This is a genomic window from Sphingomonas sp. NFR15, assembly GCF_900103265.1.
Taxonomy (GTDB): Bacteria; Pseudomonadota; Alphaproteobacteria; order Sphingomonadales; family Sphingomonadaceae; genus Sphingomonas; species Sphingomonas pollutisoli.
Genome location: NZ_FMWX01000006.1, coordinates 104,312 through 124,798 on the forward strand (window position 1 = coordinate 104,312; position 20,487 = coordinate 124,798).

Below are 20,487 nucleotides of genomic sequence, written 5' to 3' on the forward strand. Positions count from 1 at the left end.
AACCGACGCGCAACCCGCGCGCCGGAACGACCGGTCACGAACCTCGTGCGCCGGGCCGAAGACGCCTGAACGAACCAAGGGGGAATATCATGAAGCTGTTGCTGACGACCTCATCACTGCTTGCGATCCTGTGCGCGGGCACCGCGCCTGCATGGGGGCAGGACGCGCCAGTCCCGTCGCGGGCCGAAGCGGCCGGCACCGACGCATACCCCGCGCAGGGTGGCCAGCCCGACGACATCATCGTCACCGGCCGCGCCGGCACCGAGGACCGGACGAAGGCGCAGATGAGCTATTCGGTCACGCGGATCAGCGAGGAGGCGCTGCGCCTGCAAGCGCCGACCAGCGTTACCGAGGCGCTCAAGTCCGTGCCCGGCTTTTGGGTGGAATCGTCGGGCGGCGAAGCGAGCGGCAACGTCCGCGCGCGCGGCGTGCCCGTCGATGGCTTCGGCTCGATCCAGTTGCTGGAGGACGGCATCCCCGTCCAGCACGATCCGGCGCTCGGCTATCTCAACGCCGACCAGGTGTTCCGCCTCGACGAAACGATCGAGCGGATCGAAGTCGTGCGCGGCGGGCCGGCCTCGCTGTTCTATTCGAACGCGCCGGCGGGCGCGGTCAATTTCATCCCGCGCCAGGTCGGCGACCATGCCGAGGGTCTCGCCAAGCTCACGCTCGGCGCGGACAGCCAGTATCGGATGGATTTCTGGGCGGGCGCGCCGATCGGCGAGTGGAAGCTCGCGGTGGGCGGCTTCTACCGGTCCGAAGGCGGCGTGCGTGATCCCGGCTTCACCGCCAACCGCGGCGGCCAGATCCGCGCCACGGTGTCTCGCGAATGGGAGCGCGCCAAGTTCAGCCTCGACGTGAAGCGGCTCGACGACATCGTCGGTTTCTACACCGGCATCCCGATGCGCACCTATGCCGACGGCAAGATTCGCGCGGTGCCCGGCTTCAGCGGCAATTACGGCACCGTCGCAGGCCCCGAGACCGAACGCATCAAGATGATCGAGGGCGACGGCAGCATCTATGATTTCGACAACAGCGTCGGCACGCAGGTGAAGCGCACCCAGATCACCGGCAAGTTCGAGTTCGAGCCGTGGGACGACTGGAAGATCTCCAACACCTCGCGCTACAACGACAGCAAGACGCAGCGGAACGGCGTATATCCCAACTCGCTGCTCAGCGCATCGAGCCTGCTCGCCTCGCAAGCCGGTCTGCTCGCCCAGGCGCCTGGCGCAAGCGCGCTCCAGTTGCGCTATACGACCACACCGGGCCAGACCTTCGATACCGCCAACCAGAACGGCAACGGTCTCGTCATCATCGGCGGTCTGCGTGGCCTGACGCTGCCGGTGAAGGAGTTCATGAGCGACACGCGCGTCTCCCACCGCTTCAACATGGGTTCGACCACGCACGACATCACCTTCGGCTATTATTTCGCGCATATCGACGAGGATTTCAGCCGCTATTCGTCGACCGCGCTGCTCGATGTGCGGGACAATGCCCGCCTGCTCGATCTCGTCGCGGTCGATGCGGCGGGGAATGTCGTCAAGACCTTCACCGATCACGGCATCTACAAATATGGCTATGAGTGGGAAGACGCGCGCGGCGAGCAGACCACCAACGCGCTCTATCTCGCCGACGAATGGCAGATCACGCCGAAGCTGCGGCTCGATGGCGGCGTGCGGTGGGAAACGATGACCGCGCGCGGCACGGTCGGGCTCAAGAAGACGGTCAACCTCGGCACGCCCGCGACGTCGTCGATCATCACCGGCAGCGGTGTCTACGCCAATTACGACGATACGTTCAGCCATGCCACCTGGACCGTGGGCGTCGACTATCAGTTCACGCGCGGCGCCGGTATGTTCGCGCGCTTCACCGCCGCCAATCGCATGCCGAGCCTGGGGAACTACATCACCAGCGCCTCCGCCAAGCCGATCACCCAGACGATGGATCTCGGCGAGATCGGGCTGAAATATTCGAGCCCGCTGGTGCAGCTTTATGCGACCGGCTTCTGGACCAAATACAACAATGTCTCCTTCACCAACTACCGGTTCGATCTGAACACCGGCGCGTCGGTGACCGAGGCGCTGTTCGCCGACACGCAGACGTTCGGCGTCGAGCTCGAGGGCACGGTGCGCCCGGTACGCTGGTTCGATCTATCGGGCACGGCCACGCTGCAAGATCCCAAGTACAAGGGCCTCACCTACGTCGATGCGGCCGGCAAGTCGTTCGATTATGACGGCAACCGCCTGATCCGCGTGCCGACCGTCAGCCTCCGCCTCGTGCCGGGCGTCAACCTGCTGGACGGGCGCTTCCGCCTGCAGGCCTCGTGGGAATATGAAGGCGGCCGCTACGTCGACACCGCCAACTCGGTGAAGCTGCCGGCTTATGCCACGGTCAACATCAGCACGCGCTTCGACGTTTCGAGCAGGCTGTCGCTCTATGGTTATATCGACAACGTCAACAACTCGCTCGGCCTCACCGAGGGCAATCCACGCGCGGGCGAGGTCCAGAACGGCGATGCGGGTGCCAACACCTTCATCGCCCGGCCGCTGATCGGGCGGAACTTCCGCATGGCCGTGATGTACCGGTTCTGATGAAGATGCGTCCCGCGTCCGCCCTCTTCGCCACGCTTCTCGCCCTGGCCGTCCCCGCGCTCGCGCGCGATGGCCAGGCGGGGGCGCCCCCGCCCCGCGCGGACGCGGGCACGCCCTGGCGCGTGCTCCAGGGCGACCTGACCCGCGCCGATTACGAGCGTTATACCGACGTATCCTTCGATCTTCCGGCGGGGGTGACGCGGCTCACCATATATTTCAGCTACGGCGGCAAGGAGCAGCGCTCGGTCATCGATCTGGGTCTGCGCGATCCCGAGCGGTTCCGCGGCTGGAGCGGCGGAACGCGCGATCATATGACGCTCAGCACCGAGGATGCGACGCCGGGGTATCTGCCCGGGCCGCTGCCGGCGGGGCGCTGGAACCTGATCCTCGGTGCGCCCAACATCAGCGCGAACGCGCACGCGCCCTATACGGCGAAGATCTTCATCGAGCGCGCGCCGAGCGTGACCGAATTCGCCGATGCGCCGATCGCGGCGAAGCCGGGCTGGTATCGTGGCGATCTGCACATGCACAGCGGCGAGAGCGACGGGAAATGCAAGGCGCAATCGGGTGCGAGCATTCCGTGCCCGGTCTATCGCACGGTCGAGGCGGCGGCCGCGCGCGGGCTCGATTTCATCGCGCTCAGCGATCATAACACCACCGCGCAGTTCAACCAGTTGCGCGAGCTGCAGGGCGCTTTCGACCGGATGCTGCTGGTGCCGGGCCGCGAGATCACCACCTTCTGGGGGCATGGCAACGTCTTCGGACCCACCGACTTCCTCGATTTCCGCATGACCGGGCCGAACTGGGAGCAGGCGCGGAAATGGATCGACGCGGTGCATCGCGAGGGCGGCATCGTCTCGATCAATCATCCCGGCGCGCCTTCCGGCGCGATCTGCATGGGCTGCGGCTGGCGGGTCGATGGCCTGCCGGACGGCGCGGTCGATTCGGTCGAGGTCGTCAACGGTGGCACGATGCGCGAGACCGGGTCGGCCGACGGCACGTTGCAGGGCCTCAGCTATTGGGCGAAACTGCTCAACGCGAGGCGCCATGTCACCGCGGTCGGCGGCAGCGACAGCCATGAGGCGGACCGGCCGGCGCGCGAAGCCGGCGCGGTGGGCAGCCCCACCACCGTCGTCTATATGCCCGAACTGTCGGTACACGGCCTGCTGGCGGGCATCCGCTCCGGCCGCGTGTTCGTCGACGTCGACGGCACGCGCGATCGCCTCCTCGATCTGTCGGCGGTGTCCGGGAAGCGGCACGCGGTGATGGGCGAGACGCTGCACCTGCCGCGCGGCGGCTCGATCCGCTTCGCGGTCGATCTCAAGGGCGTGGCCGACGGCGCGGTGCAACTCGTGATCGATGGCGCGGCCGATACCGCATATCGCGCGGCGTTTGGCGGCGGGCGTTCTCCGACGTTCGCGCCGTGGCGCGCCGACGGCCGCCCGCACTGGATCAGCGCCCAAGTCCGCGACGCGCAAGGCCGCCTTATCCTCATCGGCAATCCGATCTACGTGGCATCGGCCGGGCCCGTATCCGGCTGAAGCTCTCGCATCTGAGCGGACGGCCGGGCGGCGCGAATTTCGGCGAAGCCGTCATTGCGGAGTCGCGCGGCAGGCGTAAAGTACGCGCAAATCCACAAGAGGACCAGCCGATGCGTTACCTTGCCGCTGTCGCCGTCGCCGCGCTCGTCGTTCCCGGCGCGATCATCGCCGCGCCGGCGGTGACGCCCGCCATCGAAAAGGCGCTCGCCGACCCCGCGCGCGCTGACCAGCAGGGCGACGATGCGCGCCGCAAGCCGGCGGAGGTGCTCGCGTTCGCGGGCGTGAAGCCGGGCCAGCAGGTCGTCGATCTGTTGCCGGGCGGCGGCTATTGGACGCGGATCTTCACCGGCATCGTCGGGCCGGGCGGCCATGTCTATGCGCTGTGGCCCAATGCCGCGGCGGCCTACGGCGCCAAGGGCGTCGCGGCGCTGCAGGCGCGCGGCCTCGCCAATGTGACGGCGGCGGTCGATCCCGCGATCATCACCGTGCCCAAGCCGGTCGATCTCGTCTGGACGGTCGAGAATTATCACGACATCGCCAACAAGGGCGGCGGCGAATCGGCGCTGAGCGCGTTCAACGCGGCGGTGTTCAAGGCGCTCAAGCCGGGCGGCACCTATGTTGTGATCGACCATGCCGCGCCCGCCGGCTCGGGCCTCGCCGATACCGAGACGCTCCACCGCATCGACCCTGCCGTCGTCAAGCGGCAGGTGGTGAACGCCGGCTTCGTCTTCGTCGGCGAATCCAGGGCGCTCGCCAACCCGGCCGACGATCATACGCTCAAGGTGTTCGATCCCGCGATCCGGGGCCATACCGACCAGTTCGTCTATAAGTTCCGCCGCCGCTAACCGCGCGCGCGCGCGGGCGGCGCGCCGATTGCAAGCCGCCGCGCGCGTACCTATTGTCGGATCGGAGGTCAGCATGCGCGTCAACACCAGCCAGTCGATCAAGACCGCCAAGAGCGTTCACAACCGCTTCGGCAGTTGGAAGGCGGCGAAGGAATCGTCGAGCTTCAAGGACGGCAAATACGTCGTTCGCAGCATGGCCATGCGCGGCGATCAGGGCGCGTCCGGGACGAAGTGAGTTTCAGCTACACGCTGTTCCTGGCGCTGCTTCTGCTCGCGCCCGGTCTGGCGGTATGGGCGGGCTTGCGCGCGGGTGAGCGATCCGAACTGATCTCGCAGGCGCCCGAGAAGCCGGGATCGACCTTTTCGCTGCTCGTCATCGTGTTCGGCGCGCTCGCCGGCCACATCATCCTGTCGGGTCTGTTCGCGCTGCAATCCGGGGCGTGCCGGTTCATCGCGCCGTGTGTGCGGCTGAGCTTCGATCCGAACGTGTATCGCGTCATCCTCACCAACGGGCGGTCGGCGGGCGTTCCGTCCGACTGGGCGTTCCTGTGCTGGTTCGTGTCGCTGGCGACGCCCGCGTTGATCACCGGTGCGCTCGCCTATCTGGCCAGCGGCTGGAAAATGGTGCGCGACATGCGCGAAGCCGCGACCTTCGGGTGGCTCAAGCGCTGGGTCGATCTCGCGCGACCGTCCAACAGCTTCATCATCGCGTACGTCGTCACCACGCTCGAACATCAGGGCGCCAATGTCGCTTATGAGGGGATCGTCGAGAACATCGCGCTCGACGACAACAAGGCGATCGCGATGCTGGTGCTCAGCAGTTGCGACCGTTTCCTCGTCCGCATCACCAGCGCGCGGGTCGAGCGGATCGATTCGGATCACGCTCCCATCCCGCTGATCCAGCTCGAGGCGAAGCAGTTCGTGAACGTCGCGCTTGAGGTGTTCGAAGATATCGAGACACCGCCCGTCGATGAGGATTCACACGGCTGACGCCGGCGGATCGCAACCGGGCGCTGAACAAATCGGCTCCCATGCGTTTTGTACGCGACCGGTCCGCAGACGGGTTACGTATCGGGAGTATATCATGAAGACCATCATCGGATTCGCCATGCTCGCCATCGTCGCGACCGCGCCGGCCGTGGCGCAGCGCGACAGCCACCGTGGCGATCGCAAGCACCACAGCCGCACCTATCGTCAGGATTGCAAGCGCAGCAGCGGCACCACCGGCACGATCGCGGGCGGCGCGGGCGGCGCGCTCGCGGGCAATGCACTCGGCGGCGGCACGCTCGGCACCGTCGCCGGCGGTGTCGGCGGCGCATTGCTCGGGCGCCACCTCGACAAGAAGCACGACGCCGCGCAGAACCGCCGCAACGGCTGCTGATTCCACGTTCAGCGGGCCGCCGCGCCGATGCGGCGGCCCGCTGAACGAGTTGCCAATCTGTTCCGAGGCGCTATTTCGATAGCGTGTTGCCGCATCCCGCCCTTCACGCCAGCCACGGCGGCATCTGGTTCGCCGATGCCGATGGCACCCGGCCGATCGGGCGGGGCGAGGCGATCCGCATCGCGGCGGATACGCCGGTCATCCTGCTCAACGCGCCGCTGGTGGCGCAACGGCTCGGCTATGCCGAGCTGTCGGGGCTCGATGTGCTCGAACTGTTCGCCGTGCTGTTTCCCGCACGCTTCATGGTGCCGACCCCCAAGGGGCTGGCCCGCGCCGCCGGGATCGATGCGCCCGCCAGCGATGCGGACGTCGCCAGCTTCCTGCGCCGCGCGGCATCGGCGTTGCTCGACATCACCGACGGCGATTGGCCCGAGCGCGAGGGCGCGTGGAGCGCGACACAAAATCTCGGGCGGCTGCGTTGGCCGTGGGCGCCGATTCTCGCCGCCCGGCTGCATCGTCCCGCCATCGCCGAACGTTGGCTGTTTACCAAGCTGCCCGAATGGTCGGAAGCGGCGCCGCGCCCGGCGCCGCGCACGATCAGCCTGGGCGCGGAGGAGACCGCCGCGCGGCTCGCCAGCCTGACCGGATCGGGTGCCGAGGAACGCCCCGGCCAGCGCGCATTCGCGCAGGCCGCGACCGAGGCGTTCGCGCCGCGCATGGTGCGCGACGCGCCCAATCTCGTGCTCGCCGAGGCGGGCACCGGGATCGGCAAGACGCTCGGCTACCTCGCGCCCGCCTCGCTGTGGGCGGAGCGGGCAGGCGGCGCGGTGTGGGTCTCGACCTATACCAAGGCGCTGCAACGCCAGCTCGCGCAGGAGACCGCGCGGCTGTTCCCCGATCCGGCCGAGCGCCGGGTCAAGGTCGTCACCCGCAAGGGCCGCGAGAACTATCTGTGCCTGCTCAACCTCGAGGATGCGCTGCAAGGCGGGTTCGCGGGGCGCGCGGCGGTGCTGGCGCAACTCGTCGCGCGCTGGGCGGCCTATACCGCCGATGGCGATATGGTCGGCGGCGATCTGCCCGGCTGGCTCACCACCTTGTTCCGGCGTGCCGGCCACACTGCGCTGACCGACCGGCGCGGCGAGTGTGTCTATGCCGGCTGCCCGCATTATCGCAAATGCTTCATCGAACGCGCCGCACGCGCTAGTGTCGAGGCCGATATCGTCATCGCCAACCATGCGCTGGTGATGGTCAACGCGGTGCGCGGCCGCGAACTGACCACCCGCCCGACACGCTATGTGTTCGACGAAGGCCATCATTTGTTCGACGCCGCCGACATGATGTTCTCGACCGCGCTGACCGGTCAGGAGACGATCGAACTCAGGCGCTGGCTGCTCGGCCCGGAATCGGGCGGGCGGGGCCGCCGGCGCGGACTCGCCGCACGGCTGTCCGATGTCGCGAGCTATGACGAAGCGGGCGCGCTTGCCATTGCCGATGCGGTCAAGGCGGCGGGGGCGCTCGCCGCCGACGGCTGGCTGCAACGGATCGCGGAAGGGGCGCCGTTCGGGCCGATCGAGCATCTGCTCGCTGCGGTGCGCGGGCTCACCTACGCGCGCGCCGAAAGCGATGGCGACGCCGGCTATGGGCTCGAGACCGAACTCGTCGAACCCGATGCGGCGCTGGTCGAAGCGGCCGGGCAGGCGGCGCACGCGCTCGATGCGCTGGTGCGGCCGCTGGTCGCGCTCGGGCGTCGGCTCGAGGCGGTGCTGGCCGACGCGCCCGACTGGATGGACGCGCCCGCGCGCGCGCGGATCGAAGGCGCGATCGCCTCGCTCGGTTGGCGCGCCGAAACGGTCGCGTCGTGGCTGGCGTTGCTCGCGCGCGTCGGCGGGCCGGCCGCCGAACAGTTCGTCGATTGGCTGATCGTCAACCGCATCGAGGGGCGCGATTATGATATCGGGCTACTGCGGCACTGGCTCGATCCCAGCAAGCCGTTCGCCGAGATCGTGCTGCGCCCGGCGCACGGCGCGCTCGTCACCTCGGCAACGCTGCGCGGCGGTGGCGCGGACCCGAACGAAGGCTGGAGCGTCGCCGAGGCACGCACCGGCGCGCAGCACCTCATCCGCCCCGGCGCGCGGTTCTCGGCAACGAGCCCGTTCGACTACGCCAATCATGCGCAGGTGTTGATCGTCACCGACGTGAAGCGTGGCGATCTCGGTGCGCTCGCCAACGCCTATGCGCGGCTCGCGCTGGCGAGCGGGGGCGGCATGCTTGGGCTGTTCACCGCGATCCGGCGGCTGCGCGCGGTTCACGCCCGCATCGCCGACCGGCTCGCGCGCGAAGGGCTGCCGCTCTACGCGCAGCATGTCGATCCGATCGATACCGGCACGCTGGTCGATATCTTCCGCGACGATCTCTCCGCCTCGCTGCTCGGCACTGATGCGCTTCGCGACGGAGTCGATGTGCCGGGCCGCTCGCTCCGCCTGGTTGCGATGGAGGGTGTGCCCTGGCCCAAGCCGAGCGTGCTTCACGCGGCGCGGCGGCTCGCGAACGGCGGTTCGGCCTATGACGACCGGATCGTGCGCGCGCGGCTGGCGCAGGCGTTCGGGCGGTTGATCCGCCGGGCCGATGATCGCGGGCTGTTCGTGCTGCTCTCGTCGGCGATGCCGTCGCGGCTGTTGTCCGCCTTCCCGCCGGGCGTGCCGGTCGCGCGCGTCACGCTGGACGAGGCGATCGCGCGTGCGCGGCGTCTTCCTTCCGTCATCGAATCGGGGCAAGAGGTGATCGACGCCTGACGGAGACGGCCCTTTGAAATCCCTAACGCTGCTCCGCCACGCCAAGTCCGGGTGGGACGATCCGGTCGCGCGCGATTTCGACCGGCCGCTCAACGGCAAGGGCAAGCGCGCCGCTGCTATGATGGGCCGGTATCTGCGTACGATCGGCCTGTCGTTCGATCATGTCGTCGCCTCGCCGGCGGTGCGCGTGATGGAAACGCTCGACGAGATCGAGCGCGGCTATGGCAGGGCGCTGAACACTGCATGGGACCGGCGGCTGTATCTCGCCTCGGCGGAGACCCTGCTCGATGTCGTGCGGGAACTCCCCGAAAGCACCGACGACGTGCTGCTGGTCGGGCACAATCCGGGGCTTGAGGATCTGGTGCTGATGCTGGTGCCGGAAGTCGCCGACGGGCTGCGCGAATCGGTCGAGCGGAAATACCCGACCGCGAGCGTCGCGCGGATGGCGTTCGACGTCATGGACTGGTCGGACGTGAATGCCGGCGGCGCGGTGCTCGAACGCTTCGTGCGCCCGCGCGATCTCGACCCGACGCTCGGCCCGGACCAGGCTTGACCGTCCTTCGACGCGCTTGAGGTAGGTGGCCAGCGTATTCGCGATCTTACGAAGGCTTGTTCTTCAATAAGTCGCCAAGAGCCGCGAGCGCATTGAGCGGCTTCACCTCATCCTCGCTGAGCACGCCGGCCTCGCGCAGCACGGCGGCGGCGTTGGCGCTGCGCGGAAACGGATCGAGCGCGAGCGCCATCGTCTCCGCCGCCGCCTCGCCGAGATCGATCGCCCCGCCTTCATAAGGGATGGTGTCGAGCGCGCCGACGTCGAGTTCGATCTCGTCGTCTTCGCCCCCATCTCTCTCCTCGACGAACAGCAGCGCCACGGTTTCGTCGATCGTGACCGGGATCGGCTCGTCGGTGACGGTACAGGCCTGGACGACATCGGCGGCGACCCGCCCGCGCACCGCGATTCCCCCCGCCTCGCGCCGCACCGACAGGCTCGCTTCGAGCCGATCGACCGCCAGCAACCCGAAGCGCGCGGCGAGCGCGGCACGTTCGGCGGGCTCGGCGGTGATGGTCACGCCGCGTTCGCCCGCGCCGATCGTGTCGATCCGCTCGGGGCGGGAAAATTCTGGGGTCATGGCAGGTCTCCGGCGATGATCGCGGCCGTGGGCGCGGCGGCGAGCGCGTCACGCAACGCGTACAGCCGCGCGGCGACATGGCGCAAGCCGGGTTCGGACGGCGTCTCGCCGCGATACAGGTTGCGGACCAGCGCCGCGTCGAGATTTCCCGCCGCCAGCGCGTCGCGATACGCGCCGATCCGGCCGCCGAGCATGCTCATCATCTTGCCGATATGCTTGCCGACGATGATGTCGCCGATCCCGATCTGGCGAAGCTGCCCGTCCATGTCCTCGACGAACCGTTCGGTAACGCGCGCCACCGTCTCGGCGCCTGCGGGATCGTCCTCCAGCCGCAGCAGCACGAAGGCGAGCACGCCCGCGATCATGTCGAAGCGGCCGTCGATCGTGTCGGCGACCTGCCCTTCCACATACCAATGCGGTTCGCGCCCGCGCGCGACGATCGCGGTGTAGAGCGGCAACGCTTCGGTATCGCGCGCGCCAAGCATTCGACCGATCCAGTTCAAGCGCATCGACTCCCGACAGGGCGGCCCTTGTTTGGCCATCAAGCTCGGCATATTGAGGCGATCGCGGTACGATGCAATGCGCGGTTTTCGCGCGGGCGGCGGCCTTGTGACATGGCCGCGTGCCGGGGAGATTGTGATGACGTTGTTTTCGGCCCGTTCGCTTCTGGGGCCTGCCCTGATCCTCGCCGGCCTCTCCGCCGGCGGCTGCACGCAGCTTCGCTCGCATCAGGGCTATGTGATCGACGCCGATCTCGTCAATTCGGTGCAGGCCGGGGTCGATACCCGCCAGTCGGTGTTGCAGGTGCTGGGCAAGCCGACCTTCACCAGCGAATTCAACCAGGGCGACTGGTATTACGTCTCCCGTGACGCGCGCAACTTCGCATACAACAACCCGCATGTGAAATCGCAGACGACGCTGCGGATCAGCTTCGATGGCAAGGGCGTCGTCACCGGCATCCGCAAGACCGGTGCCGAGCAGATCGCGTCGATCTCGCCGATGAAGAAGACTACCCCGACGCTCGGGCGCAAGAGCAGCTTCTTCTCCGAGCTGTTCGGCAATATCGGAACGGTCGGCGCGGTTGGCGGCGGCGGCGGCCAGCAGGGCGGCGGGCGCGACCGGCCGTAACCGGCGGGCCGTTTCGGCGCCGCGCGCGCCGCGACGCCATCCTTGCTGGTTGATGAAGGCGGCATTCCCGCGCGGTTCAGCGCGGGCGTTCCAGAACCGTCCCGTGATCGCGGTGCATTCCGCGATCCACAGGTCAGGAAAGGAACAGCATCATGCGCTCATTCATCATCACCGCGCTCATGGCGGCGACCGCGCTGCCGGTGGCGGCACAGGCGCAATCGGCGGGCGAGCTCCGCCACGATCGCCGCGAGATCCAGGAGCAGCGCCGCGATCTCGATCGCGCCTATCGCAGCGGCGACCCGGACCGTATCCGCGCCGAACATCGCGACCTGCGCGACGCACGGCAGGAATATCGCGAGGACATCGCCGATCGCAACCGCCGCTTCGGGCGCGACGACTGGCGCGGCTGGCGCGATCGCAACGCGCGGCTCTATGCGGCCGGGGACTGGCGCGCGCCGTTCCGCTACACCGCCTTCCGCCCCGGCGTGCGGATCGCGCCGAATTACTACGGCACGCGGTACGTCATCGTCGATCCGTGGCGCTATCACCTGCCGCCGGTCCGCTTCGGCCAGACGTGGGTGCGGCATTATAACGACGTGGTGCTGGTCGATACCCGGCGCGGCTATGTCATCGACGTGATCCGCGGCTTCTACCGGTAAGCCGTCCCGGTCGGCCGCGCACAGGGTGGGGGAGGTGCGCGGCCGGTGCCGGGTCAAAGCTACTAGGCACTAGTCCCGAAAGGGGGGAAAGGGACTGTGGTGTTGAACGCCGCCCACCCGGAATGGTTCACGGCTTTTTCGTCTCAGCGCACCGTAAACAGCACCTGATCGACGACACGACCCGCAACATCGACGAGCCGAAGCCGGTGCTGCCCTGGCGGCGCCAATATTTGCGGTTGCGCGGTCGCCGGGCCGAGATCGCGCCGGTCCAGCAGCAGCCGGTGCGTCGCCGCCGATCCCGTGACCGTTACCGCAAGCCGCTGGCGATCGGGCGGGATGTCGGGATCGATCGCATAGACGCTGCCTGAGACCGGATTGGTGATGCGCGGCCGCCGCGCCGCATCGGGGGCGAACGCGATCAGGCGCTGCGCGGTGCCGGCGAGGAAATATTCGGCGCGCGGCTGTTCGACATTGCCGGCGAAGCGGACGTTGGCGCGCTCGATCCCGGCTGGGCGCGGCGGCGGGCCACGGTCCTGTCCGTCGTCCAACGCCACCATCACGTCGCGCCATACGGGAGCGGCCCCGCTGACGCCCGAGACGGCGCGCATCGAATCGCCTTCCAGATTGCCGACCCACACGGCGACGGTGTAGCGGCGGGTGAAGCCGACGCACCAATTGTCGCGCATCGCCTTGGAGGTGCCGGTCTTCACGGCCGCCCAGAACGGTAGCCGCAGCGCCGAATCGAGCCCGAAGGTGGCGGCGCGTGCATTGGGATCGGCGATCATGTCGGCGACGATCCACGCGGCTTGCGGGGTGGTGACCGCGCGCGGGGGCTCGCGTGGATCGTCGCGGGTCAGCCGTACCGGCGCCCAGCGCCCGCCTTGCGCCAGGCTGCGATAGGCGTTCGCCTGTTCGATCAGCGTCACCTCCGCCGAGCCGAGCGCGAGCGAATAGCCGTAATAGTCGCCATCCTCGACCAGCCCGCGATAGCCGCTGTCCCACAGCCGGTCGCGGAACGCATCGACCCCGACCAGCAGCAGAGTCCGCACCGCCGGCACGTTGAGCGAGCCCGCCAGCGCGGAGCGCGCCGACACCGGCCCCTTGAAGCCGCGATCGTAATTCTGTGGGACGTAGAGGCCCGAGGCGGTGTCGAGTTGCACCGGCGAATCGTCGAGGATCGAGGCGGGGGTGAGATAGCCCTTCTCGATCGCCTCGGCGTAGAGGAACGGTTTGAGCGTCGACCCCGCCTGGCGATAGGCGTTGGCACCGTCCACCGACGGCGCGGTCGAGGCACCGCCGATCCCGCCAACATAGGCGAGCACGTCGCCGCTGGCATTGTCGAGCACCACCACCGCGCCGTCGCGCGCGCGCGCGCCGCCGAGGCCCTGAAGCTGGCGGCGAAGCGCCTGGATCGCGATCATCTGCACGCGCTTGTCCAGCGTGGTGGTGATGCGCAGCCCCGGCTTGGTGAGCAGCCGGTCGGAGAGATGCGGCGCGAGGCCCGGGTCGAGCGCGAGGCTGCGCGCCGGGCCGAGCATCGCCGCCGCCTCGCCTTCGAAACGGCCGCAATCGGCGTCGCGGCTCATCGCGCAGGCGCGGCGGGCGATGACGGTTGCGGTCGCCTGCGGCTCGGGCAGAAGTGCCGAGAGCAGCAACGCGTCGTCGCGGGCGAGCGCGTCCGGGGTCTTGCCGAACAGCCCGAGCGCGGCCGCGCCGATCCCCTGCGCCTCGCCGCGGAAGCCGGCAAGGTTGAGATAGGCTTCGAGGATCTGGTCCTTGCTCCAGCCGCGCTCGATCGCCCAAGCGGCGCGCATTTGGCGCAGCTTGTCCCACAGATGCCGCCGGCCCGGCGCGGCGAGATCGGGCGCGAGGAAGCCGGCGAGCTGCATCGATAGCGTCGATCCGCCGCGCCCACGTTCGCCGCGCGCCTTGTCGCGCGCGATGCCGAGCAGGGCGAGCCAATCGACGCCGCCGTGCGCGTGGAAGCGCTGGTCCTCGGCGGCGACGATCGTGTCGCGCGCGATCGGCGCGACGCGGGAAAGGGGCGTCCATGCCAAGCGGCGCGCTTTGAAGTCGACGCGGGCGGAATCGATCAGCGTGCCCTTGCGATCGTAGAGCCATGCTTCGGACGGGTGCCACGCGCCGCGTACCTGTGCGTAGGCGGGGAGCGGCGGTGGGAAGGTGGCATAGTCGATTGCGACGAAGGCGAGTAGCGCGAGAACGAGCGTGGCGAGGGTTATGCCCGGCTTTGTCCACAGGCTTTTCAACAGCGCGTCACCGCGCCGACTTACCGCGAAACGGAGGTCCGCGAACCTCCGTAAGATCGCGCTACGGCTCAACACGCATCATTTCCGTTGCTTATGCGCATGCCGAAGTAAGGGCACCTAACCCCCACCCGTTCGTGCTGAGCGAAGTCGAAGCACGCGCCTCAAACGCTTGCGCCTGTGTCACGTCCTTCGACTTCGCTCAGGACGAACGGGGGAGGCGGGCGGGCATCACCGCTGCTCCACCACCACCGGCGCGAGTGGCACCTGCGCGCGGATCGCGGGCGAATACATCGCCTCGACCCGGCTCGGCGGCAGTTGGAAGCGGCCCGCGCCGTTCAAGCGGATCAGGTACGACGCGGCGAACTTGCCGCGCGGCACCCAATCGAAATAGGCCCGCCAGCTATCGTTGCGCCGCTCGACATAGGCCGCCGATACGCCCGCCTGCACATCCCAGAGCTTGCCGTCGGCATCGCGGATGTTGAAGCGGGTGCCGTCACCCGCCTGTCCCTTGTCGGCGAGCATCTGTGATTGCCCGCCGAGATCGCCGATGATCGTCGCGCCCGCCGGAATCGGATCGTTGATGACGACCCAGTTGCGTTCGGCGCTCGCCTCGACGCCGATCGTGATCTTGAGCACGTCGCCGCGCGTCAGTTTGCCGGGGGTGCGGCGCTGCACGACCTCGACCGAACGCACCATCCGGTAGCCCGCGAACAAGGGCTGCTTGAGCGGCACCGCCGCCGACACCGAGACGCTCGCCCACGGCCCCGCGCCACCCGCCTGTCGCAGCACCAAGGGCATCTGCGCAGCCGGCAGCGCGAAGCTGGCGAGCCGCTGGTCGGTGGCGATCGGCCAACTCTTGCTGATCGTCTTCGCGCCGAGCGTCATTGTCGTCGCGCCGGTGATCGCGCTCGCCGGATAGAGCGCGCCGAATTTCCGCGCGGCGATCGTGCCCCAGGCGTTGGCGGTAGTGGTATCCCAATGGCCGTGGAGCTGGCGCAGCGCGACACCGACCATCATCTTCGCCGCCTCGTCCTGCCAGCCGGGCCGGCCGAGCGTGGCGATCACCGCCTTGATCGAGGCTTCGTCGGTCGACGACATCAGCCACCACAGGCTGTTGGCCTTGTCGGACAGGTCGAGCCGCGTGCCCTCATAGACCAGCCGGGTGCGCAGTTCGGCCTCGGCATTCGCCTTGAGCGCGGCGGCGTTGGCGAGGCCGGGCACATGATCGAGCGCGATCAGATAGTCGGCAAGGCTGGCGGTCGGCATCTCCTTGGGGGTCATCCCGATCTGGCCGAGCATCGCCGGGGTCGCCGCGCCGGCGCGGGCGAGCGCCGCGAACGCCGCGATCTTCTGCGGGCGCGGATCGCCATAGGTCTCGTGCCGTACCCGCCCGTCGAGCACCGCCTTCAGCCCTTCGATCATCCGCGTGCGCGCGGCATCCGGGATCGGGAAACCGGCTTCGGAGGTCATCGACAGCACATAGGCGGTGAGCGCCTCCGAGCCGCTCAGCGTATCCGACGGCCAGTAGCGCAACAGCCCGTCGGGCGCCTGATAGGTCGGAATGTCGCTCGCCAGCGCCGTCCAGGCACCGGCATCGCCGAGCGCGACCGCGCGCGATAGCCGCTGTTCGAAACAGGTGTAGGGATAGGCCGCCATGAACGCGCGCACGCCAGCGAGCGGCGGCGCGAGGCTATCGTCGAGGCGGATATCGACCGTGCCACGCCCGGCGAGCGCGCCGGCGGGCGGCGCGATCGGGATGGTGGTGTTCTCGCCGACATGCGCGAGCGTCCCCGCCCATACCTCGACCGGGAAGGCGGGCACCACGTCCTGATTGGTGGTCAACTGGTCCGCCGCCTTGCCGTCCGCCGTCTTCGCGGTGACATGCCAGCGCAGATTGGCGACATTCGCGGGCGCCGTCAGGTTCCAGGCGATCGGCACCGCGCCGCCCGCCGGGATCTGCACCGTCAGCGGCTTGCCCTGCGCGATGCGTGGGGTGAGATCGACGCTCGCGGTGACGGTCATCGGCTTGTCCGAGCCGTTCCGGAGCGTGAACCCGGCCGCGTAATAATCGCCCGACCGCACCAGCGGCGGCATCGCCGCGTAGATCGACAGATCCTGCGCGGTGCGCACCTCCGCCGATCCGGTGCCGTAAAGCTGCGCGCCCTGCGTGGCGATCGCGACCAGCTTGAACGCGGAGAGCGCATCCGACATCGGCACCGCGATCCGCGCATGGCCGTTCGCGTCGAGCGCGACATGCCCCTTCCACAGCAGCACCGGCTGGAAATTCTCGCGGTTGAGCCCGGAGGAATCGGCGCCGCCGCCACCGCCTGCCTCGACCGCTTTCTTGCCGTAATGGCGCTTGCCGACCACCTGCGTCTGCGCGGTCGAGGTGAGCACCGCGAGCGGACGCTCGCCCATCATCGCGCTCAGCACGTCCCAGCTCTCGTTGGGCGCGAGCTGGAGCAACGCGGCATCGACCGCCGCGAAGGCGACGTCAGCCTCGCGCGCCGGCTTGCCGTCGGGCGTCTTCACCGACACATCGACCTGCGCGACATCGCGCGCGGCATAGCGTTGGCGATCGGCCTTGACCGCGACCGCGAGCGTGTGCGCCTCCCAGCCGACCTTCACCTTGGCGATGCCGAGCCGGTAGCTAGGCTTGGCGAGATCGACCAAAGCGGTCGGTTCCTGGCCCTCGGGCGGCCCGCTCTCCAGCCCAAGCGAGCGGGCGATGCCGTGCAGCCAGCTCCAGAAGCCGCTCTCCACACGCCCGCGCACCACCATCACCGAGATGAACACGTCGGGCGCGTAAGCCCCCGGCATCGGCACCTCGACGACCGGGTCTTTGCCCGAAAGCCGCGTGACGAAGCTCGATAACACGCCCTCACGCTCGACCGTGACGAGCGCGGTCGCGCTTCGGAACGGCATGCGCACCTGGATGCGGCCGGTCTCGCCCGCCGCGTAGCTGAGCTTCTCGGGCACCACGTCCATGCGGTCGCCATTGTCGCCGCCGAACCACCAATCCTCGTCGCCCGCCAGCCACACCGAGGCGGTCGCGCGCGCGACATTGCCGTTGGCGTCGGCAGTGGTGGCGACGGCATAGACCTCGCCGGAGGTGCCGGGGTCGATCTTGCAACTCGCGAGGCCCTGCGCGTCAGTGGTCGCGGTGCAATTCGCCGACAGCTTGGTCGTCGTCATCTGATTGTCGTAGGCGTAGAAGCCGCCGATCAGCCGCCGCCGCGCGGTGAGGATCTTGCGCGAATAGAGCGCGACCGACACCTTCTGGTTGGCGAGCGGCTTGCCCTCGGTGGTCAGCGCGACGAAGCGCAGGCGCAGATAGTCCTGCTTCATCAGCCAGCCGTCCGTCTTGATGCCGAGCTGTACCGCGCTCGGGAAGATCGGGATGCGTTTGGAGGCGGTCAGCACCTCGCCATTGGCGTCCTGATAATCCATCTCGACGAGCATGTCGGTTGCGGCGTCGAGGCTTTGCGGCACATCGACATTCGTCTTGGTGGTGCCGTCGCCGCCGAGCTTGGCGGGCAGCGTCTGCGTCGGCGGCAGCGGAGTCTTGGCCTCCTCGCCGTCGCCGTCGAGCGGCTTGGTGCCCTCGGTCACGTCCGCGCCGCCGAAGGTGTATGTCTCATAGCCCTCGGGCGTGGCGGCGCGGCCGAAATAGCCGATGCGCAGATCGACCGGCAGGTTGGGCGCCCCGCCGCCCGAGAGGTAGCCGACGAACAGATCGAGCGGCAGCGTCTTGGGGCGCACCTGTGCGTCCTTGGGCCCGCTGACCGTCGCGCGCATCGTCGGCAATTTATATTCGTCGACCTTGAACGACTGGCCCGACGAGAGCGTCTTGCCGCCCGCTTCGATACTGATGTCGTAATCACCCATCGGCGCGCCCTGCGGCGCAGTCCATTCCGATTCGCCGATACCGTTGGCGTCGATCGTCACCGGCTGTTCGAACACCGTGTCCGATCCGCGATGCGACAGCTTGAGCGTGCCCGAAAGGGCGGGCGCGAAGCCAAAGCCCGCACCGATCTGCTGACGCAGGATGTGCTTCATGTGGATCGTCTCGCCCTGGCGGACGAGCGCGCGATCGAACACGGTATGGAGCAGGTCGCCCGCCGCCGAATAGCCATAGGGCAGGTCGAAGTCATAGGGGCGGATGCCTTCGCCCCAATCGGTCAGCGTGAAGCTGAAATCGTCGGCGAGCCGCGCCGAGACCATCAGCGCGTGGGCGGAACTGCTCTCGTCGCAACTCGCATAGGTTTCCGGCTCGGGCAGACCCTTGGGCACATATAGCCCGCCCGCCTTGTCGGTGACGCCGCGGGCGAGCAGATCGCCGGTGCAGCTATCGGTCACGCGCACCTCGGCATTGGCGGCGGGCTTGCCGGTATCGAGCTGTGTCACCCAGGCGAGGCTGCGCTCGCGGCCCCATTTGAAATGCACCGCCAGATTGGTGACAAGCGCCGCGCTCGCGACATAACGCGGCGCATTGCGTCCGAGCAGCGCCTGCCCCAGCACCGGGCTGGCCAGCTCGACCACGTAGAAGCCGGGCTTCCCAAGCGGGATGCCGAACACCTCGAAATCCTTGCCCTTGCCGGGCAGGCCGAGCGACAGCGCCCTGCCCTGGCCAGCGCTCAGGATCGCCGCCGCGCCGGTGTCATTGATTCGCACGTCCTTGCCGCCGCGCTTGACGACATGGCTCTTCTCTTCGCCCGCCTTGGCGACGGTGCGCAGCCACTGCGCGACCTCGCCGTCCGATCCCGACACGCGCAGGCTCTGGCCGGGCATCGCCAGGCTCTGCCCCTGCAACGCCGGTTCGACGTTGCGCACGGTGACGGGCAGCACGCCGCCCTGCTTGGCTTCGAGTATGCCGAACGGCGCGGCGAATTTGATGAGCGGGGGTGCCTCGTCGAACTTCACGTCGAGCGGGAAGCGCTCGGCATTGGACAGCACGCGGCCGCTCTCGTCCTTGAGGCCGGCGGGGAGCGTCACCTTGGCCGTGGTCGCGGCCGGCAGCGGCGCATCGAAGGTGATGTCGCTGATCGTCGCCTTCTTGGCGTCGTCCTTGTCGAACTTGGGCGCGATCGCCTTACCGTCGGCGGTGGTGATGCGGATCGCCTGCGCCGCCGACATCGCGATCGGCGCGGTGAAGCGGACATACGCCTTCTCGACGGGCGAACAGCCGGCCTGCGCGTTGACTCGGCTGCATTCGAACCGCGCGCTGAAGGGTTTCCGCACCGTGTAATCGAAGCGCTGGTCGGCGCCGGCGGTCTTGCCGCCCGCGCTGGCGATGTTCGCGCCCCACACCAGCGCCATATCGCGGCCCGGGGGCAGCGGGCGATGGCATTTGAGCGCGGTGACGCCGGCATAGGCCTTCTGGCGGTCGGCCGCGCTCGCCGGCACGGCGGCGGGCAAGCCGCCATTGTCGAGGAAGTTGCGGACGTTCCAGTTGCTCGTCCCCATCTCGCCGAGCAATTTGCCGGGCAGATCGGCGGGGAGCACATCGACCGGGATCTTCTCGCCAATGCCATCGACCGCGCAATAGGCGTTGGCGGCGATCGAGGCGGGGGTAGCGGGCAGGTTGGCGGCGACGAGGAAGGTCTGGTCCTCCTCGATCTCGCCGTCATATTGCGCGGGCAGCACCGCGCGCGCGACCGGACCGCCGGCATCGACCTTGAACACGCGCTGGCCCGTCACCTCATAGCCCGACACGCTCTTGAGCTTGTCGTGGATCGTGAACGAACAGGTCGTGCCGCCGGGCAGGCCGTTCGCGAATTCATAGACATAGGTCTGGGTATCGACCCAGCGGCCGGTGCCGCCGACAGCGCAGGTCACGTCATAGGGCGACGCCGCGCGCGGATCGCCGAGCGCGACCATCGGCTGACTGAACCGGGTGGTGAAACGCTCGATCGCGCCGTCACCGATGCCGGGCGTCGCCATCACGACTTGCGGAGAGGCGTCGCCAAGCGCGGCGACTGGCGCGAGCGCCATCATCAGCAGCGCGATACGGCCTACGACCTTCATCGAACGTTCCTCCCCAGGAGCGCGGCGACGCTAGGCGGCGGCACGGCGGGCGTAAAGCCTTGATTGTAGCTTGCTCGATCGTTGCAAATGCGAAACACTCTTGAAGAATCGTTAACGCTGATTCGG

Annotated in this window: 14 protein-coding genes; 10 read left to right on the forward strand and 4 right to left on the reverse strand. The window is 68.4% G+C overall.

Annotation, left to right across the window (positions count from 1 at the left end):
- The first annotated feature begins 89 nt into the window (after window positions 1–89).
- The 8 genes from BLS81_RS14290 to BLS81_RS14320 all read left to right on the forward strand — a co-directional run bounded on the left by BLS81_RS14290 (window position 90) and on the right by BLS81_RS14320 (window position 9,703).
- Window positions 90–2,591, forward strand: a complete 2,502-nt coding sequence (locus tag BLS81_RS14290; RefSeq protein ID WP_093224866.1) for a TonB-dependent receptor — start codon at window positions 90–92, stop codon at window positions 2,589–2,591.
- Window positions 2,591–4,132: a CehA/McbA family metallohydrolase gene (locus BLS81_RS14295; RefSeq protein WP_093224868.1), complete on the forward strand. Its 1,542-nt coding sequence runs from the start codon at window positions 2,591–2,593 to the stop codon at window positions 4,130–4,132. Before BLS81_RS14290 ends, BLS81_RS14295 begins: the two co-directional genes overlap by 1 nt.
- Window positions 4,133–4,242: 110 nt before the next feature.
- Window positions 4,243–4,977, forward strand: coding sequence for a class I SAM-dependent methyltransferase (locus tag BLS81_RS14300; RefSeq protein ID WP_093224869.1), 735 nt, complete (start codon window positions 4,243–4,245; stop codon window positions 4,975–4,977).
- A 73-nt stretch (window positions 4,978–5,050) separates the two neighbouring features.
- Window positions 5,051–5,212: a hypothetical protein gene (locus BLS81_RS20810; protein WP_176787184.1), complete on the forward strand. Its 162-nt coding sequence runs from the start codon at window positions 5,051–5,053 to the stop codon at window positions 5,210–5,212.
- Window positions 5,209–5,967 carry a hypothetical protein gene (locus BLS81_RS14305; protein WP_093224871.1) on the forward strand — a complete coding sequence of 253 codons (759 nt, stop codon included), beginning with the start codon at window positions 5,209–5,211 and terminating at the stop codon, window positions 5,965–5,967. Before BLS81_RS20810 ends, BLS81_RS14305 begins: the two co-directional genes overlap by 4 nt.
- A gap of 94 nt (window positions 5,968–6,061) precedes the next feature.
- Window positions 6,062–6,358, forward strand: coding sequence for a glycine zipper 2TM domain-containing protein (locus BLS81_RS14310; protein ID WP_093224872.1), 297 nt, complete (start codon window positions 6,062–6,064; stop codon window positions 6,356–6,358).
- A gap of 83 nt (window positions 6,359–6,441) precedes the next feature.
- Window positions 6,442–9,150, forward strand: a complete 2,709-nt coding sequence (locus BLS81_RS14315) for an ATP-dependent DNA helicase (RefSeq protein WP_093224874.1) — start codon at window positions 6,442–6,444, stop codon at window positions 9,148–9,150.
- Between the two features lie 13 nt (window positions 9,151–9,163).
- A complete protein-coding gene (locus BLS81_RS14320) occupies window positions 9,164–9,703 on the forward strand; it encodes a SixA phosphatase family protein (protein ID WP_093224875.1) in 540 nt (179 codons plus the stop codon).
- A 46-nt stretch (window positions 9,704–9,749) separates the two neighbouring features.
- On the opposite strand, the gene BLS81_RS14325 is transcribed toward BLS81_RS14320, so the two are convergent.
- On the reverse strand, window positions 9,750–10,280 hold the full coding sequence (locus BLS81_RS14325; protein ID WP_093224877.1) for a YceD family protein: 531 nt from the start codon (window positions 10,278–10,280) through the stop codon (window positions 9,750–9,752).
- On the reverse strand, window positions 10,277–10,765 hold the full coding sequence (locus BLS81_RS14330) for a ubiquinol-cytochrome C chaperone family protein (protein WP_093224878.1): 489 nt from the start codon (window positions 10,763–10,765) through the stop codon (window positions 10,277–10,279). Before BLS81_RS14330 ends, BLS81_RS14325 begins: the two co-directional genes overlap by 4 nt.
- A 154-nt stretch (window positions 10,766–10,919) precedes the next feature.
- Between BLS81_RS14330 and BLS81_RS14335 the strand changes: the two genes are divergently transcribed.
- Both BLS81_RS14335 and BLS81_RS14340 read left to right on the forward strand, forming a co-directional pair.
- Window positions 10,920–11,408, forward strand: a complete 489-nt coding sequence (locus BLS81_RS14335) for an outer membrane protein assembly factor BamE (RefSeq protein ID WP_093225083.1) — start codon at window positions 10,920–10,922, stop codon at window positions 11,406–11,408.
- A gap of 152 nt (window positions 11,409–11,560) precedes the next feature.
- Window positions 11,561–12,067, forward strand: a complete 507-nt coding sequence (locus tag BLS81_RS14340) for an RcnB family protein (protein ID WP_093224880.1) — start codon at window positions 11,561–11,563, stop codon at window positions 12,065–12,067.
- A 143-nt stretch (window positions 12,068–12,210) separates the two neighbouring features.
- On the opposite strand, the gene pbpC is transcribed toward BLS81_RS14340, so the two are convergent.
- Entirely contained in the window at window positions 12,211–14,334 is a 2,124-nt protein-coding gene (gene pbpC, locus BLS81_RS14345; RefSeq protein WP_371128286.1) for a penicillin-binding protein 1C, read from the reverse strand.
- A gap of 228 nt (window positions 14,335–14,562) precedes the next feature.
- Window positions 14,563–20,361, reverse strand: coding sequence for an alpha-2-macroglobulin family protein (locus BLS81_RS14350; protein ID WP_176787187.1), 5,799 nt, complete (start codon window positions 20,359–20,361; stop codon window positions 14,563–14,565).
- Window positions 20,362–20,487 lie beyond the last annotated feature (126 nt).